The sequence below is a fragment of the Burkholderia sp. A2 genome (genome assembly GCF_001729305.1).
Lineage (GTDB): Bacteria > Pseudomonadota > Gammaproteobacteria > Burkholderiales > Burkholderiaceae > Burkholderia > Burkholderia sola.
Map to the genome: position 1 here is coordinate 204847 of NZ_LZXX01000149.1, position 16799 is coordinate 221645.

13 protein-coding genes are annotated in these 16799 nt (G+C 67.3%); 5 read left to right on the top strand and 8 right to left on the bottom strand.

The genetic code is table 11. The features are described from left to right. Positions 1-163: 163 nt before the first annotated feature. The 5 genes from A9Z05_RS32545 to A9Z05_RS32565 all read right to left on the bottom strand — a co-directional run bounded on the left by A9Z05_RS32545 (position 164) and on the right by A9Z05_RS32565 (position 5915). The gene (locus A9Z05_RS32545) at positions 164-2521 is read right to left on the bottom strand and encodes a GNAT family N-acetyltransferase (protein WP_069621651.1); all 2358 of its coding nucleotides are present in this window, start codon (positions 2519-2521) and stop codon (positions 164-166) included. A gap of 581 nt (positions 2522-3102) precedes the next feature. Further along, positions 3103-3408 carry an H-NS family nucleoid-associated regulatory protein gene (locus A9Z05_RS32550; protein ID WP_069621652.1) on the bottom strand — a complete coding sequence of 102 codons (306 nt, stop codon included), beginning with the start codon at positions 3406-3408 and terminating at the stop codon, positions 3103-3105. Between the two features lie 103 nt (positions 3409-3511). Then, entirely contained in the window at positions 3512-3784 is a 273-nt protein-coding gene (locus tag A9Z05_RS37310; protein ID WP_084044531.1) for a hypothetical protein, read from the bottom strand. A gap of 61 nt (positions 3785-3845) precedes the next feature. After that, positions 3846-4373 (bottom strand): BON domain-containing protein, encoded by a 528-nt coding sequence (locus A9Z05_RS32560; protein WP_069621653.1) that lies wholly within the window; start codon positions 4371-4373, stop codon positions 3846-3848. 54 nt (positions 4374-4427) lie between these two features. Beyond that, on the bottom strand, positions 4428-5915 hold the full coding sequence (locus tag A9Z05_RS32565; protein WP_069621654.1) for a sigma-54-dependent Fis family transcriptional regulator: 1488 nt from the start codon (positions 5913-5915) through the stop codon (positions 4428-4430). A 326-nt stretch (positions 5916-6241) separates the two neighbouring features. On the opposite strand from A9Z05_RS32565, the gene A9Z05_RS32570 reads away from it, so the two are divergent. Continuing rightward, positions 6242-7645, top strand: a complete 1404-nt coding sequence (locus tag A9Z05_RS32570; RefSeq protein WP_069621655.1) for a GntP family permease — start codon at positions 6242-6244, stop codon at positions 7643-7645. A 341-nt stretch (positions 7646-7986) separates the two neighbouring features. Continuing rightward, a complete protein-coding gene (locus A9Z05_RS32575) occupies positions 7987-8241 on the top strand; it encodes a DUF4148 domain-containing protein (RefSeq protein WP_069621748.1) in 255 nt (84 codons plus the stop codon). Positions 8242-8279: 38 nt separating this feature from the next. Here A9Z05_RS32575 and A9Z05_RS32580 read toward each other — a convergent pair whose 3' ends face one another. Further along, positions 8280-9875 carry a thioredoxin family protein gene (locus A9Z05_RS32580; RefSeq protein ID WP_069621656.1) on the bottom strand — a complete coding sequence of 532 codons (1596 nt, stop codon included), beginning with the start codon at positions 9873-9875 and terminating at the stop codon, positions 8280-8282. A 251-nt stretch (positions 9876-10126) separates the two neighbouring features. After that, entirely contained in the window at positions 10127-10627 is a 501-nt protein-coding gene (locus A9Z05_RS32585) for a GNAT family N-acetyltransferase (protein ID WP_069621657.1), read from the bottom strand. Positions 10628-11219: 592 nt separating this feature from the next. On the opposite strand from A9Z05_RS32585, the gene A9Z05_RS32590 reads away from it, so the two are divergent. From A9Z05_RS32590 to A9Z05_RS32600, 3 genes are all read left to right on the top strand, one after another. Beyond that, complete coding sequence (locus A9Z05_RS32590) at positions 11220-13547, top strand: phosphocholine-specific phospholipase C (RefSeq protein ID WP_069621658.1); 2328 nt, start codon at positions 11220-11222, stop codon at positions 13545-13547. A gap of 272 nt (positions 13548-13819) precedes the next feature. Continuing rightward, positions 13820-14089, top strand: a complete 270-nt coding sequence (locus A9Z05_RS32595) for a hypothetical protein (protein ID WP_050013367.1) — start codon at positions 13820-13822, stop codon at positions 14087-14089. 154 nt (positions 14090-14243) lie between these two features. Beyond that, complete coding sequence (locus tag A9Z05_RS32600; protein WP_069621659.1) at positions 14244-15236, top strand: DedA family protein/thiosulfate sulfurtransferase GlpE; 993 nt, start codon at positions 14244-14246, stop codon at positions 15234-15236. Positions 15237-15291: 55 nt separating this feature from the next. Here A9Z05_RS32600 and A9Z05_RS32605 read toward each other — a convergent pair whose 3' ends face one another. Then, positions 15292-16764, bottom strand: coding sequence for an OprD family outer membrane porin (locus A9Z05_RS32605; RefSeq protein WP_069621749.1), 1473 nt, complete (start codon positions 16762-16764; stop codon positions 15292-15294). Positions 16765-16799: the final 35 nt, after the last annotated feature.

Genomic DNA, 16799 nt, shown 5'->3' on the forward strand with positions numbered 1-16799 from the left:
CGTCGCGATATCACCGCGATCGACAGATCCGACATGTTGGCAGACGTTTCACCGCAGAGATTGATTTGGAGTTATTTGCATTCCTGATTGAAATCGCGGCATGGCGGCACATTGCAGCATCGACGCCATGCGCTGCCCTCGGCGTCGAACCACGGATCGACGCCTACGGCTGCAACTTCATCCTGAAACCCACGACGCCGGGCTCCTCCGTCGCCGACACCGCAAACCCGCACGATTTCGCGAGCGAGATCATCGCCGAATTCTCGCGCAGCGCCTCGCCGACCATCCACGCGGTGCCGCGCGAGCGTGCGTAGTCGATGATGCGGGTCATCATCAGCCGGCCGAGCCCCTTGCCCTTTTGATCGGGGCGTACCGCGATCGCGAACTCCGCCGTCTCGTTGTCGGGATCGGCGACCGCACGCACCACCGCGAGCGTGTGGTCGCGCCCGGACACATCGGTGAACGACACGATGAACGCCATTTCGCGGTCGTAGTCGATCTGCGTCATGCGCGCCACCTGCGAATGATCGAAGCTGCGCACCGCGCCGAAGAAACGCATCCGCAGATCTTCCGGCGTCATCGCACCGAGCAGCTCGTTGTGTGCGGCCTCGTCCTCCGGACGGATCGGACGGATCGTCACCGTCTCGCCATGCCACTCGAGCGTCTGCTCGAGGTGCCGCGGATACGGCATGATCGCGAGCCGGCTGCGCCCCGAGGCCAGCGTGATGCGCGGCGCGATCACCCATGCGCGGTCGGACAGCACGCGCAGCGTGACCGACATCGCGACGACTTCACGTACGTCGCAGACGGCCTGCGACAGGGCCGTCAGCGCGTCGAGCGTCGGCTCGACGCGCGTGCTGCGCGCATACGGCGAGCGCTCCATCACCGCGCGGGCGAGAACCGTGTTCAGTGGCGGCAGGCCGTAGACGACGAACGGCGCCGATACGCCATCCGCCGGTGGCACGGCATAGCGAAACACCGGACCGAAGTTCGAATCGTCGTACATGTCGACCGTGATATCGACGACCTTCTTGCCGGCTGGCTCGCTGGGCTGCTCGCCCCGCAGACCGAAACGGGACAGCCAGTGCAGCGCGGCCTCGCCGGCCAGTTCATGCTGACCGGCTTCGACCAGGCGGCGCGCATCGGCCTGGGCGGACGCCACGCACTCGGCCGGCTGCAGCGGCGTGCCTTCCGGCGTCTGCATCAGCAACTGGCGCCCGAGGTTGTAGTCGACGAGACGCGCATACGCGCGTGCGAGCCGCTGCGGCGTCGTGTGTACCGGAATGCCGTTCGCGTGCAGCGCATCGCGCGTCGCCGCGTCGACCGCGCCGAAGAAACACGCGAGGATGCCGCGATGCGCGTACTGCCGCGAATCGATCAGCGTGCGCGCGACCGAATCGGCCGGCGCGCTGTGCGAAGTGGAATGAACGACGAACAGCGTGCCCGTCTGCGGAAACGGGGCGAGCGCCTTGATCGCCGCGGCAAAGTGTTCGGGACGTGCATCGTCGCCCAGCGTGAGCGGATTCCCGGGCGCCGCGAGGTGCGGCAGCGCGGCCGCGACGGCCGATGTTGCCGCGGGCGACCAGTCGGTCAGCACGTCGCGCACGTCGGCCACCGCATCGACCGCCAGTTTCGCCACGCCCGCATCGCTCGTCACGAGCGTCGCCGCGCCCCGCGCGGTGACGCGGCCGACGCCGAGCGTCTCGATTTCGTCGAGCAGATCGTCGAGCGCATCGACGCGCACCATGCCCGCGCGCTGGAACGCCGCCGTGTACAGCGCGTCGCCGGGATCGGCACGGCCGGTGCGCAACGCGAGCACCGGCTTGTTGCGTGCGGCCGCCCGCGCCGCCGACATGAACTTGCGCGCCGCGCGCACGGTATCGAGTTCGAGCAGGATCGCGCGCGTGCCGGGATCGCTTGCCAGATAGTCGAGGACGTCGCCCGCATCGACATCGGATTCACTACCGAGCGCGACGACGTGCGAAAAACCGAGGCCGCGCGCATCGGCCCAGCCGAGCACCGCGTTCGTCAGCGCATTCGATTGCGACACCCACGCGACGCCGCCCGATCGTGCCGTATAGGCAGGCGCGCCGAAATGCGCATGCCGCGCCGGCGACAACACACCGAGGCTGCCGGGCCCGACGATACGGAGCACGAACGGCTTCGCCGCCTTCAGCGTGCGATCGACCGCGGCGCGATCGGCATCGGTGCGCGCCTCGCCAATGATCACCGCGACGCGCGTGCCGAGCTCGCCGAGCTTGCGCACGATGCCGGCCCAGGTCGCGGGCGGCGTGCAGATCACGGCAACCGACGGCGGCGTGGGCAGCCGGTCGACATCGGAGACGACCGCATGCCCGTCCAGCTCGCGATATTTCGGATTGACCGGCCACACGGGCCCCTGGAACGCGCCGTCGAGCACACGCGACCACACCATCGCGCCGATACTGCCGGCGCGCGACGACGCGCCGACGACCGCAACGGACTTGGGCTGGAACAACGCATCGAGATGGCGAACGGTCACATCGGCTCCCTGCGGTGACGAAAGACGACACGATCGGCATGCGGCCGGGCAGGCCGTACGCCGATCGACGCGAACCCCAAGCATAGGCGAAGCGCTTGCGACTGCCTATATGCCGAACGGCCGACTATTCGACGGGCATCAACGCCCGCACCATGGACCTGCAACACACGCGGGCCGGCATCGCGGCGCCGCATGCACGATGCACGCAACGCGGCACGACGCTGCAGCCGCTTTCTCCAAGGTGAGGATTTACGGGAGCCATGGTGAGTATCTTCGGGAATCACACGACACACCGCATCAGCATGCGAAAGGTGATGAAAATCCGCGTCACGCATGCACCGCGAAAACCGCAGGCGCCAATGCGCATGCATTGCACCATTACGCGGTTGTTTACGAGAATTACCGGCAACATGCAGCCGGATCGCGGCGAATTCGCAAAACGGGAGCCGTTAATTGCGCGGCATTGCACTTCAATTCGTGGGGGAAAATCGCGTGACGATTACGCCAAAACAAAACGGTGCGAAGGCCGCATGGCCATTCGCACCGTCAGTCGGCACACGAAAGGTGAGGATTTCCGGGAGTCAGTCCTTGATCAGGAAACGTCCGCGATTCTTGCCGAGCCATGCCGGCGCCCGCCCGCGGCCACTCCACGTTTCGCCCGTCTTCGGGTTCAGGTACTTCGGCGGCAAGGTGCGCTTGGGTTTCGTGGCGGCAGTGGTGCCGGCCGATCCTGCCGGGCGAAAACCGAGTTCTTCCGGCGTAATGTCGTATTCGTCGATTTTCGCGCGGATATGCGCAATCGCGTCGGCAATCGCCTTTTCACGCTCCTTGTCGATCTTTTGCTGAAGCCGTTCGAGCTGCGCGCTCAGTTGCCTGTAGGTCGCCATATGGATGGGACTCCGTGAGTGTTATTCGTGAAAAACAAGTGACTCAAAGCAAACAGAAAAGCGCTTCGCCCGATCGTGGTCTCCTCAGCCGGTCATTTCGGGATCAATAACCGCTTTTCTTCTTGCATGCGAAGAGAAGATTTCGCACGGCGTCATCCGTCGATTGCTGGATTACGTCGAAATCCCCGTTGCACATGGCCCGGGCATTGTCCGTGCAATTGCTCCAGTCGCTGCCGGTGCATTGCACCTGAGTGGTCGGGCGCCCGTCCGACGTGAACAGCGGAGCACCGCCGCCGCACCCGCCGACCCCTGCAACCAGAGCCAACATCACGGCCACCCGAGGCCACCGACAGACCGACGCAAGCATGTGTTTCATTATTCTTCCCGTCAACCTCTTTTTGAATGTCGCGAGTATGCCATGGGCTGCCCTTCGGCGGTCAGTCCGGCGCGCGGCCGGGTTGCCCGCGCGCCTTGTACGGCAAGCGCTTGCGCGGATCGTCGGTGATGCGAACGAAAACCTGCTCGACGTCCGGAAGCGCCTCGAATTCGCGTTGCAACGCGTGGCGATCGAGCGTCGTATGCGCGCATCCTTCGACGTAGATGAAACGTCGCTGCACGGTAATCCACAGACTGGTGCCGCGCAGGCGATCGGAGCCGGCGAAGTGCGCCTTCGCCGCATCGGCGATCGACGCGTCGTACATATACGAGTTCGGCTTCGTGCAGCGATGGGCGAGCCAGCAGGTCGTACCGCGTTCGGCGCGGTAGTGCGCATCGTCCGTCATCTCGGCGCGCGTCATCCACGGGCCGAGCGGCAACGGGCACTCGGCGACGTCCTGCGACAGCGCGACGAACGGATCGTTGTACCAGTTGCGCCGCGCGTCGGGCGCGTCGGCATCGCCCGACTGCGCGAGCGCCGCGCTCGCCAGCAACATGGTCAACCACCCTGCGAAGCCGATCCGCTTCATCGTGACCTCCTGTTCGATGCGTTACATCGGGCCGCATCGGCGTCGCCGAACGGCCTACCGGCCGATACCGAGCGCGGCCAGTTTCTTGTACAGCGTCGCGCGGCCGATGCCGATGCGCGCGGCCGCTTCAATGACCTTGCCGTCACAGGCCGCCAGCGCATCGGTCAGGAACTGACGCTCCCACGCCGCCAGTGCATCGGCATACGAAGCGGCCGGCGCCCCGGATGCCGTCGACGCATCGTCCGCACACTGCTCGGCCGGCACCGCGGCAACCCGCTGCGCCGGCGCCGCGCCGTCCGGCGAGATGCGCACCGGCCCGAGAAACGGTGCGAGCGCGCGCGCATCGATCACCGAACGATCGGACAGCATCAGCGCGCGTTCGAGCGTATTGCGCAACTCGCGCACGTTGCCGGGCCACGGATATGCGCACAGCATCCGCAGCGCATCGTCGGTCAGCTCGCAGTGCGCGGCGCGCCCGTGCTGCGCGGCCAGCTCCTCGAGCGTCGCGTAGACGAGCGCCGCAATGTCGGATGCGCGTTCGCGCAGCGGCGGCGCATGGATCGTCAGCACGTTCAGCCGGTAATAGAGATCCGCGCGGAAACGCCCGGCCGCCACGAGCGCCGGCAGGTCGGCCGACGTGGCGGCGATGATGCGCACGTCCGCGCGCACGATCCGGTTCGAGCCGACCGGCTCGAACTCCTTGTCCTGCAGCACGCGCAGCAGCTTGCCCTGCAACGGCAGCGGCATGTCGCCGATCTCGTCGAGAAACAGCGTGCCGCGATCGGCCAGCTCGAACTTGCCGACGCGGCCCTTGCGATCGGCACCGGTGTACGCGCCGGGCGCCGCGCCGAAGAATTCGGTTTCGAGCAGCGTGTCGGGAATCGCGGCGACGTTGACGGTCACGAGCGGCTGGAGCGCGCGTGCCGACGCCGCGTGAATCGCATGGGCGAGCAGTTCCTTGCCGGTGCCCGTCTCGCCGAGCAGCAGCACCGGCGAATCGACCTGCGCCGCGCGGCGCGCCTGGCGCTTGGTCTCGAGGCTCGCGGCACTCGTGCCGACGAAGCTCGCGAACGTGTATTTCGCGCGGCGCGCCTGCGCGAGCGAGCGCTGCGTCGCGATCAGTTGCTGCTGAAGCTGCGCATAGCGGGAAAAAATCGGCGTGAGCGTCTTCAACTGGTCGAACAGCGCGAAGCCGATCGCGCCGACCGTCTCGCCGGCCTCGTTCTTCAACGGCAGGCGCGTGACGACGAGCGGCTCGCGGCCCGTCTCCATGATGTCGAGCAGGATCGGCTGGCCGGTCGATACGACCTCGCGCATCAGGCTGTTCGGGATCACGGCCTCGCAGTCGAGGCCGACGGCCTGCTGCGGATCGGCGAAACCGAAACGCGCCGCGTAACGGTCGTTCATCCACACGACGCGCGCGTCGCGATCGACGACCACCGTGCCCGCACTCGAATCCTCGAAGGTCCGGAACAGCGACTCGGCCGCGCGCCGCAGCACGTCGCCGTAGTTGACGGGCAGGCGAGCCCAGTCGTTCATCATCGTGTCGTCGTCTCCGTCTATCGTCGGCCGGATGTCTCCGGAACGGGACGGATTATCTCACTCTGGAGACACACCGCAACGCGTTGTCCGGGAAAGCCCTGCACGATTTCGAGGGTTGGCCGGACGGCCGAAACGTCTCCGGACGGAGACGTTTTATGTAGAATCGTCAGACTTGGACCGGCGCGGGCCCGCCGGCCACCGGCGGCCCCATGTCCGGCGGCGCAATCCGGCCGATGGCACGAAACCTGCACGAACCTGAGTTGGTCCGCGGCGCATCGCGCGATCGAACAACAACCAAAGCCATTCCAAGCTTTTAGGAGACTCCCTTGTCTTTCGTGATCGTCCTCGCCGCGCTGGCGTTCCTGATGTTCGCCGCGTATCGCGGCTACAGCGTGATCCTGTTCGCACCGATCGCCGCGCTCGGCGCGGTGCTCCTGACCGAACCCGCCGCCGTCGCACCGGTCTTCTCCGGCATCTTCATGGAGAAGATGGTCGGCTTCGTCAAACTGTATTTCCCGGTCTTCATGCTCGGCGCCGTGTTCGGCAAGGTGATCGAACTGTCCGGGTTCTCCGAGTCGATCGTCCATGCGGCGATCCGCTACATCGGCCGCTCGCGCGCGAATGCGGTGATCGTGGCGGTGTGCGCGCTGCTCACCTATGGCGGCGTCTCGCTGTTCGTCGTGGTGTTCGCGGTCTATCCGTTCGCGGCCGAACTCTATCGCCAGAGCAACATCCCGAAGCGGCTGATGCCCGGCGCGATCGCGCTCGGCGCGTTCTCGTTCACGATGGATTCGCTGCCCGGCACGCCGCAGATCCAGAACATCATCCCGACCACGTTCTTCAAGACGACCGCCTGGGCCGCGCCCGCGCTCGGCACGATCGGCTCGCTGTTCATCATCGTCGTCGGCCTCACATATCTCGAATGGCGCCGCCGTTCGGCGATGGCGAAGGGCGAAGGCTACGGCACGTCGCTCGTCAACGAGCCGGAGCGCGTCGAGGCGAAGGCGCTGCCGCATCCGGCGCTGGCGATCCTGCCGCTGATCCTCGTCGGCGTGTCGAACTTCGCGTTCACGAAGCTGATCCCGCAGTGGTACGGCGCCGCGTCGTACACGGTCGCGCCCGAAGTGCTGCCGGGCGTGCACGCGCCGGTCACCACGTCGATCAAGACGGTCGTCGCGATCTGGTCGGTCGAGGCCGCGCTGCTGCTCGGTATCGTGCTGGTCGTGCTGACCGCGTTCAAGCGCGTCAGCGGCCGCTTCGCGGCCGGTTCCAAGGCCGCCGTCGCCGGCGCGCTGCTTGCCGCGATGAACACCGCGTCGGAATACGGCTTCGGCGGCGTGATCGCCGCGCTGCCGGGCTTCCTCGTCGTCAGCGATGCGCTGAAGAGCATCCCGAACCCGCTCGTCAACGCGGCAGTGTCGGTCAGCTCGCTTGCCGGCATCACGGGCTCGGCGTCGGGCGGCATGAGCATCGCGCTCGCCGCGATGTCGGACCTGTTCATCAAGGGCGCGCAGGCGGCCAACATCCCGCTGGACGTGCTGCACCGGGTCGTCGCGATGGCGAGCGGCGGCATGGATACGCTGCCGCACAACGGCGCGGTCATCACGCTGCTCGCGGTCACGGGCCTCACGCACCGTGAGTCGTATCGCGACATTTTCGCGGTCACCATCATCAAGACGCTCGCGGTGTTCTTCGTGATCGCCGTGTACTACGCGACGGGGCTCGTGTAAGCGTTCGCATCAGGGCGGCGCTTCGTACGCCGCCTTCCCGTCTTTCAAGATCGGACCGCATGCGCACCGGAACGGATTCCGGAATGCGCATCCGGTCCGATTTCATTTCCTGCCGGTCGAATCAGGCCAAACCATGCCGCAGCGCTTGCACGCGCGTGGCGGCTGCCCGGGCCATTGCACAGCCTCGCCCCTTACGCGCCCATTGTTACCCGCAGCAAAACACTGCGTTGGGCGCGATCGCATTTTTCGCGCGCCCGCCGCGGCCTACACTGGTTTCAATGTCGCGCGGCGCTTCGACGAACGAAGCGTCGCGATTCACCGGAATCGTGGAGGTCCCGATCATGAAACGCCTGATCCAAGCCGTTGCCATCGCCCTGGCCGTCTCGGCCCCGTTCGCCGCACAGGCCCAGTCGAACCAGCCACTCACGCGCGCGCAGGTCCACGCCGAAGTCAAGGCGCTCAAGCAGGCCGGCTTCCAGTCGAGCGACTGGTTCTATCCGGCGAGCATCGTATCCGCCGAAGCAAAGATCGCGCGTCAGCACGACGCCGCCGGATACGGCAGCGATCGCGGCGCGTCGTCGGAATCGGGCCGGTAACGAATCCCCGGCCCGCTCGACGATGCCCCGGCGCGTCGTTACGCCTTCACGGGCTGGATCAGCTTCGCGCACGCCGCCGCCTGCGGATCGCCGGCAGGCAGCTTCCCGCATACGCCGTCGAACTGCTTGACGACCGTCCTGACCGACGCATCGTGCGCGCCGCTACCGCGCCAGCGGTTAAGCTGCGTGACGACCTTGGTCAGCGCGCGCAGGTTCGCGCCGTAGAACGCGTCCCGGGTCTTGTCGGCCTGCGCGAGCACACTGGCCGCAATCCCTTCGATGCGCGCCGAATCGTCCGGCGCCAGCTCGACCGCATTCGCGAAGTAAGTCGCGCCCCAGCGCAGCTTCGTCGCCGGCCCGCTCGCCGCATCGTACGCCTTGCGATACCAGTCGAGCGCGGCCGCCTTGTCGCCGCGCGCCTTCGCGTTCGCGGCCAGTCCCGACATGAAGTAATACGGCGTGGACGAACGCGGCAGCTCGGCCTTCAGCAATGCATCCGATTCGTCGTACAGCCCTGCGTCGGTCAGCGTGTCCGCGCCTTCGCTGACGAGCGCCTGCCGCTCGTACGCGTTCGCCGCGCCCTGCACCGACGCGGCGATCTGCTTGCGCGCGGTGTCGGCCAGCGCCGTCGCCGCGAGCGGTGCGCCGTTGCGCGCGTCGCCGCGCGCGAGCAGCACCCGTCCGTGCAGCGCCATCAGCCGGTCGATCGACGACAGCGTGGTATCCGTCGACAGGCGCGCCAGCGCCGTGTCGTACGCGCCGCGCAACTTCGTGCGCTGCGCGTCGTCGCGGCCGAGATACGCGACCACGCGTGCGGGCGCCGCAACCAGCACGTCCGAATCGGCCCGCGACAGCGCGGCATCGTGCAGCACCGTGCGCAGCGAATCGGCAAGCGCGGCCTTGTCGAGCGCGCCGGCTTGCGTCGGGTCGTTCGACGCGGCAACCACCGCCGACTTCAGCGCGAAGCGCGCCGATTCGGTTTTCGCACCGGCCGCCCGCGCGCGTTGCGCGAGCGACTGCAGCGTCTCGGCGACGCGATCGGCCGGCACCGGCAGCGCGCCGTCGGTATCCCATGAATAGTCGGCCAGCAGGCGCCATTCGTCCGGCGTCAGCGCCGCGCCGTTCTTCAGCGCGGTCGCGAGCGTCTGCCGCACCGGATGCGCGGCCGTCATCCCGAGCGACAGCGCCTGCATGTAGCGGTCGAGATCGGCTTCGCCGGGCAGCCGCGTCACTTCGGTGCCGTCGGGACGGAACAGGATCATCGTCGGATAGCCGTGCACCTTGAAGCGCTCGCCGAGCTTCTGTGCGCTTTCGGTATCGCCGTCGAGATACACGGGCACGAAGAACGACGAACGCGTCTTGAATGCCTGCTGGCTGAAGATCGTCGACTTCACCTGATTGCACGACGGGCACCATACCGCGCCCCAGTACAGCAGCAGCGGCTTGCCCTCGCGCTTCGCGAGCGCGAACGCGGCATCGACGTCGCCGTGTTGCCACGCGATGCCGGGCGGCAGATGCGCACCGTCGGACGATGCGCTCGCCGCCGGGGCGCCCGCGGGCGTGGCGGCGGCAAGCGCCGCGCTGGCGGCAGCGAACAGGCAGGCGGCGGTGAGATTGCGGAGAACGGTTTTCATCGAAGCGGGTTCCGTTGAAAAGGACGGTTTCAGGGAGATGCCGCACACGCAACGAAGGCCGTGAAACGATGACGATGAGGCCGGCCGACGTGCAGCGCCGCGCATGCATCGATACGGAAAAGCGAAGCCGGCCGCAGCTGCCGGCAAATCGTTCGACGATACGACGGGGACAGCCGAAGGAAAACGAACGAATTCTCGATTGGATATGACGTGCGGCCGCGTGTGCCGTCACATCCGCGATGGCAAGCCCTTCATTGCCGCGCCTTGATCCGCGCCATGTGATACACGGACGCATGCACGCCGTCGCGCAACGCGTAATCCGGCGATTCGCCTTCGATGCGGAAACCGTGTTTCTCGTAGAGCGAGATCGCCGCGCGGTTGTCGGTGAACACGGTCAGCTCGAGACGCGTAACGTTCAGCCAGTGCTCCGCGAGATCGATCGCGGCCGCGAGCAGCCGGCCGCCGATGCCGCGTCCGTGACGGGCCGCGTCGACCATCATGCCGAGCGCCGCCGCGTGACGCCGGCGCGGATTCGGCTCGGGATGCAGGCCGAGATGGCCGACCACCGTACCGTCGATTTCGGCGACGAGGCTCACGCCGTGCTCGCGTATGTTGTCGAGCCGCTTCTGCCATTTTTCGAGCGACGGAAACGGCTGCTGCAACGTATTCATGTACACCGCGGGATGCGCGGCGATCTGCCGGATCGCGTCGACGTCGTGCGTCTCGCTGTGCCGGATTCTGATATCGGTCATGGGTGGGCCGGTTCCGAAAAGTCGCGCCGAAAGCGCAGGCTGCACAAGCGCGCAGCAACGCAACGAGCTTAGCCGATTTCACGCATTTGAAACACGGGGTCACGCCGTCGCACGTCACGTTGCATCCGCAACGAAACGCGGCCGCGCCATCTTCGCGACACTCGGAAAATTCTGACCGGTCACACCGGCCGCGATCGGTAATTTCTTACCTTCCTCAGCCCCGCATCGCGCTTGAACGAATCGTTGCATGCACAACGTCACGTGCGCGACATGCAATGTCATTTCTTCATCACGTCGGCGTCATGTCGCCTCCCTAGACTGGGCGCCGCCCGAGCCTGGCATGCGCTTGGCCGGTGCGTGCCGACACCTGCCCCGCGCATCACGAGCGCGCGGCGCACGGGATCGCGACGACGAGGCCACAGCGTCCACGCGACGTCGCGCGTCGGGCGTCGGACGCGATGCCCGCACCGCCGCGACACGCGGCCGACGCACCGAACGCGCACGCATCGCCGATCGTCCCGGGGCGGGACGACGCCCGGGCACCACCAGACGCACTCACGAACGCTCCCACCCTTCACAGGACCCGAACGCCATGACGTCACGCCGCAAATTCCTTCAGCAGACCGCCGGTTCCGGCCTCGCCGCCGCCGCGCTGTCCGCGTTTCCGCCGAGCATCCGCCGCGCGCTTGCCATTCCCGCTTTCCACGAAACGGGAACCATCCAGGACGTCAAGCACGTCGTGCTGCTGATGATGGAGAACCGGGCGTTCGACAGCTACTTCGGCACGTTCAAGGGCGTGCGCGGCTATGGCGACCGCTTCGCGGTACCGTCGCCGAACGGCCGCGACGTGTTCTATCAGGCGTACACGAAGGGGACGCCCGCCGCGACCGTGACGCCGTATCACCTCGATGCGCGCCAGGGCAACGCGCAGCGCGCGGGCGGCACGCCGCACACGTGGGCCGATTCGCAGGCCGCGTGGGATCACGGCCGGATGAACCGCTGGCCCGACGCGAAGACGCCGCTGTCGATGGGCTATTACGACGCGGCCGAAGTGCCGTTCCAGCGCGCGCTCGCCGATGCGTTCACGCTGTGCGACCACTACCACTGCGGGATGCACACGGGGACGATCGCGAACCGCCTGTTCTACTGGAGCGGCACCAACGGCCCGAACGGCGTCAGCCCGGCCGACGGCAGCCGCGTGAAGATCGCCGCGCTGAACAACCAGTTCAACGGCGGCAACGACATCGGCCCGTCGAGCCAGGGCTGGACCTGGACGACCTATGCCGACCGGCTGCAACAGGCCGGCGTGAACTGGAAGGTCTACCAGAGCCTGATCGACAACTTCGGCTGCAACGAGATGATGAGCTTCCGCCACTGGCGCGCGGCGATCGAGCAGATGCCGGCCGCGCGCCGGCCCGCGTACGTCGCGTCGACCGACATCACGCAGCCGGTGACGGCGGCCGGCGCGTTCTACGACCCGGCGATCGACGATCCGCTGAGCCCGCTCGCGAAGGGCTTCGGCAACACGATGCCGTACGGCTTTCTCGAAACGTTTCGCGACGACGTCCGCAACGGCAAGCTGCCGGAAGTGTCGTGGATCATCCCGCCGTCCGCGTATAGCGAACACCCGGGGCCGTCGAGCCCCGCGCAGGGCGGCTGGTACGTGCAGGCCGTGCTCGACGCGCTGACGGCGAACCCGGAGGTCTGGAGCAAGACCGTGCTGCTGGTCAACTACGACGAGAACGACGGCTTCTTCGACCACATGCCGTCGCCGGCCGTGCCGTCGCGCAACGCCGACGGCACGCTCGCGGGCGGCCATACACTGTCGGCCGCCGACGTCGCGGTCGAGTACCACGACTTCGCGCCGGCCACGGCGAGCCAGCCGGCGGCCGACGGCCGTCCGTACGGCCCGGGCCCGCGCGTGCCGATGTGGATCGTGTCGCCGTGGAGCCGCGGCGGCTGGGTCAATTCGCAGGTGTTCGACCATACGTCGACGCTGCGCTTCCTCGAGACGCGCTTCGGCGTCGCGGAGCCGCAGATCAGCGCGTACCGCCGCGCTGTGTGCGGCGACCTGACGAGCGCGTTCAACTTTCGCACGCCGAACAACGAGCCGCTGCCGACGCTCGCGGGCCGCACGACGAAAAGCCAGGTCGACGCGCTGAGCGCCGCGCAGCAAGCCGCGCCGAAGATCGTGCCGCCCGCCACGCCCGCGCTGCCCGCGCAGGCCACTGGCGTGCGCCCGTCGCGCGCGCTGCCGTACGAGCTGCATGCGAGCGCACGCACCGATGCCGGCGCCGGCACGGTCACGCTCAAGTTCGCGAACACCGGCCGCGCCGCCGCCGTGTTTCACGTCTATGACAAGCTGCACCTCGACCGGCTGCCGCGGCGCTACGTCGTCGAGCCGGGCAAGAAGCTGCACGGCGACTGGGCCGCACGCGCCGACAATGGCGGTAAATATGACCTGTGGGTGCTCGGCCCGAACGGCTTTCACCGCCGCTTCACCGGCGACCTGAGCCGCGTGGCCGGCGCTCGCGCACCGCAGCCGGAAGTGCGCGTCGGCTATGCGGGCGCAAGCGGCAACCTCCACCTGCGGCTGCGCAACGACGGCGGCGGCACGGTACGCTTCACGGTGAAGTCGAACGAGGTTTACGGGCCGCTGTCCGGGCGCGGCGCAAACACCGACCACGGTCATGGCCACGGCAACGAAAACAGCAACGGCGCCGGCACCATGTGGACCGTCACGGTACACGCCGGCGACCAGTCCGAACTGCACTGGAAGCTCGACTCGACCGGCCATTGGTACGACTTCATCGTCACCGCCGACAGCGACGCGAGCTTCTCGCGCCGCGTGGCCGGCCGCGTGGAAACCGGCCGCCACTCGGTCAGCGACCCGGCGATGGGGTTCGCCGACCGCTTCTGACGCCGCCGCGGCGACGCGCGGCGCAGCGCGTGTCGCCGCCCGCGCCGGCGTGGCCGCGAACGCCGTTCGGGTACCGGTTCCGGCCGGCCCCCGATGCGGCGCAGACGCCCGCCCGGCGCGGCTCAAACATCAGAAGGATCGGTGGTATCGCCCTCTTTTCATCCCCACGAAAATGCTCCGTGTCGCGGCCCGTTCGCGTTAAACTGCGTCAAGCTGTATTCAACAAAGACATCTTTTGCCGCTACGGCATCCACGACACGAGGATAGGTTCGATGCGCACTACCGGCTCATCCGGGGCAATGACCCTGCTCACCGAACACGACGCGGCCGACGGCCGCGAACTGCGCTCGCTCCGGCTCGAAGCAACGGCCGACGGCAAGAGCGTGCTGCTGATCGAGGTCGACGAACGCAAGCCGGGCATCCACCGCGAGGTCCGCTACGAGATCACGCCGGCCGAACTGATCGCGGCGATCCGCTCGCACGGCGCCGAGCTGCCCGGCGAAAACCACGGCGCCGCATCGCTCGCCCGTACGCCGTCCTGATTCCTAACGGTGAGCCGCGTGCAATGCGTCGGCTCACCCACATCCCCCTGCCGCCGTCAGGCGCTTTGCATCATTCCCGCCGCTGCGTTGAAAAAGGCCGATAATCGGTCCATCTGCGTTTCCCGCCCACGCGTTTCCTTTTCGGCCTGCCGTCATGCTCCGTGACCTCGTCGCCCAGTACGGGCCGCTTCTCGTGTTCGCCAACGTCCTCGCGGCGGCCATCGGCCTGCCGGTGCCGGCGATGCCGACGCTCGTGCTGTTCGGCGCGATGTCCGCGATGCATCCGGCGATGATCGGCTCGCAGCTCGTGACGGTCGTGGCGATGTCCGTGCTCGGCGCGCTGATCGGTGACACGGTCTGGTACGTCGCCGGGCGGCGTTACGGCGGCACGACGCTGAAGACGATCTGCCGGCTGTCGCTGTCGCGCGATACCTGCGTGAAAAAGACCGAACGCTTCTTCGGCCGCTACGGCGTGCGCGTGCTCGCGGTCGCGCGCTTCATTCCGGGCTTGTCGCTGGTGTCGGTGCCGATGGCCGGTGCGCTCGGCACGCGCTATCGCACGTTCGCCGGCTACGATGCGCTCGGCGCCGCGCTGTGGACGATCGTCGGGCTGGGCGCCGGCCTCGTGTTCTACCGGCAGATCGACTGGCTGTTCGCCGGCGCGAGCCGCCTCGGCCGCGCGGTGCTGCTGGTCATCGTCGCGCTGCTCGCGATCTATGCGGCCGTGCGGTGGATGCGCCGCCGTGCGCTGATCCGTCAACTCGCGAACGCGCGGATCGGCGTCGACGAGCTCGACATGCTGCTGCGCGACACCGCCGCCCCGGTGGTGCTCGACGTCCGCTCGCCCGAGCATCGCAAGCTCGACCCGTTCACGATTCCCGGTGCGCAGTTCGCCGACGAGCGCCAGATCGGCGACATCGTCGCGCGCTATCCGCTCACGCAGAAATTCGTCGTGTATTGCTCGTGCCCGAACGAAGTGACGGCCGCGCTGATGGCGAAGCGCCTGCTCGATGCAGGCTTCACCGATGCGCTCGCGCTGCGCGGCGGCCTCGATGCATGGCGCGATACGGGCCGCCAGCTCACGTCGCTCGTCGAAGAGATGCCCGCCGCGAACGATTCCGTGGCGGGCTGGCACAAGCCGGCCTGATCGCACCGATCATAGGCCTGCCCATACGACACAGGGGACGTGCGTCCCCGTTCCATCAGAACGCGTGCAGCGGCAGGTTCACGACCAGACGGTACTCGGTGTTCGTCGCGTCCGAGTAATGTGCCGAGCCGTTGTGCCACATCGCGATGAACGTGACCTTCGTGTTCTTCAGCTTGCCGCTCTGGAACGTGTACGACGGGATGAAGCCGAACTCGTGGTGACGGCCCTGCACCGGCGCGCCGTTGCTCCAGTAGATGCTCGACTTGCTCGGGTCGTTGGCCGCGCCCGCGCTGCCGTCCGCCCCCCAGCCCGTCACGCCCCACACCATCGCCTTGAAGCCCGGCAGGCCCGCTTCCTTGCCGTAGAACGTGTAACGCAGCTGCAGCGATTTTTCGTGCGGCGCGTTGTAGTCGACGTCCATCGAGTTGGTCAGGAAGATGCCGTTCGTTTCGTTCAGGTAGTCGAAGAACTGGTCGCCGAGCACGTGCTGGAAGCCGAGCAGCAGTTCATGCGGGCCGTGCTGCGCGGCGAGCGACAGGCTGTACGCGTTGTTGTTGATCTTGCCCTGCAGCGCATCGCCCGTGTCGTGCGTCGAGTAGACGTTGCCGAAGCCGGTCCACTTGATCGTCTGCGGGCTGCCGATGCTGTGCTTCACCGACGCGTAGTACTGGTGCCACACGTCGTCGGCCTGGTTCGCGTACAGCGCGACCTCGCCGTTCGGCGAATAGTCCCACGTGCCGCCGACGTACGACAGGCGATTGATGCGCGTGCCGCCGTACTGCGTCGTCAGGTTGGTGAGCGTCGTATGGCCGCGCGCGTCGGTCTTCGTGAAGCTGCCGGCCTCGAGCATCACGTTCTTGAATTCATTGCTGACGAGCGTCGCGCCGAGGAACGTCGGCGGCAGCGCGCGGTTGTCGTGCTGCTCCATGAACGGGTTGTCGACGGCCTGCAGACCGTACTTGACCACCGTGTTCGAGATGCGCGCCTTGATGTCGTAGATGCCCGGGTAGGCCCATGCGAGCTGGTTGCCGCCGCCGCCGCCCTTCGCGATGTGCACCATGCTGCCGGCACCCTGGCCGCCGTCGAGCTTCAGCGCCGCATACAACGACGCGTCGAAGCCGATCCCGATCAGGCCGGTCGTGTAGCCCGACTCGAAGTTCGCCATCGCGCCCTGGACCCACGCATGACGATGCGGCCCGCCCTTGCTGTCGAGCACGTCCGCATAGTTGCGGAACAGGAAGTCGAGATGGCTGTCGGCGATGAAGCCGTTCGATTTCGACTGCGCCGACGGCTCGTCGGGCGGCGTGACGGCCTGGGTCGCCTCTGCGTTGATCACGGCGTTCGGGGTCGTTGCCTGCGCAACCGAAGTGCCCGACCCGGCGGCCGGCGCGGCCTGCGCGACCGTCAGCGGCGCGGGCGCCGCGTCGTCGGCGTGCGCGACGCCCGTCAGCGAGACGCCGGCAAGCGCCGGCAGTCCCCAGGCAAGCAGCATCTTCGATGCCGTCCCGATCTTTTTCTGCTTTTTCATCGTCATTCTCGTCTTGTGTTGATATCGTCCACGCC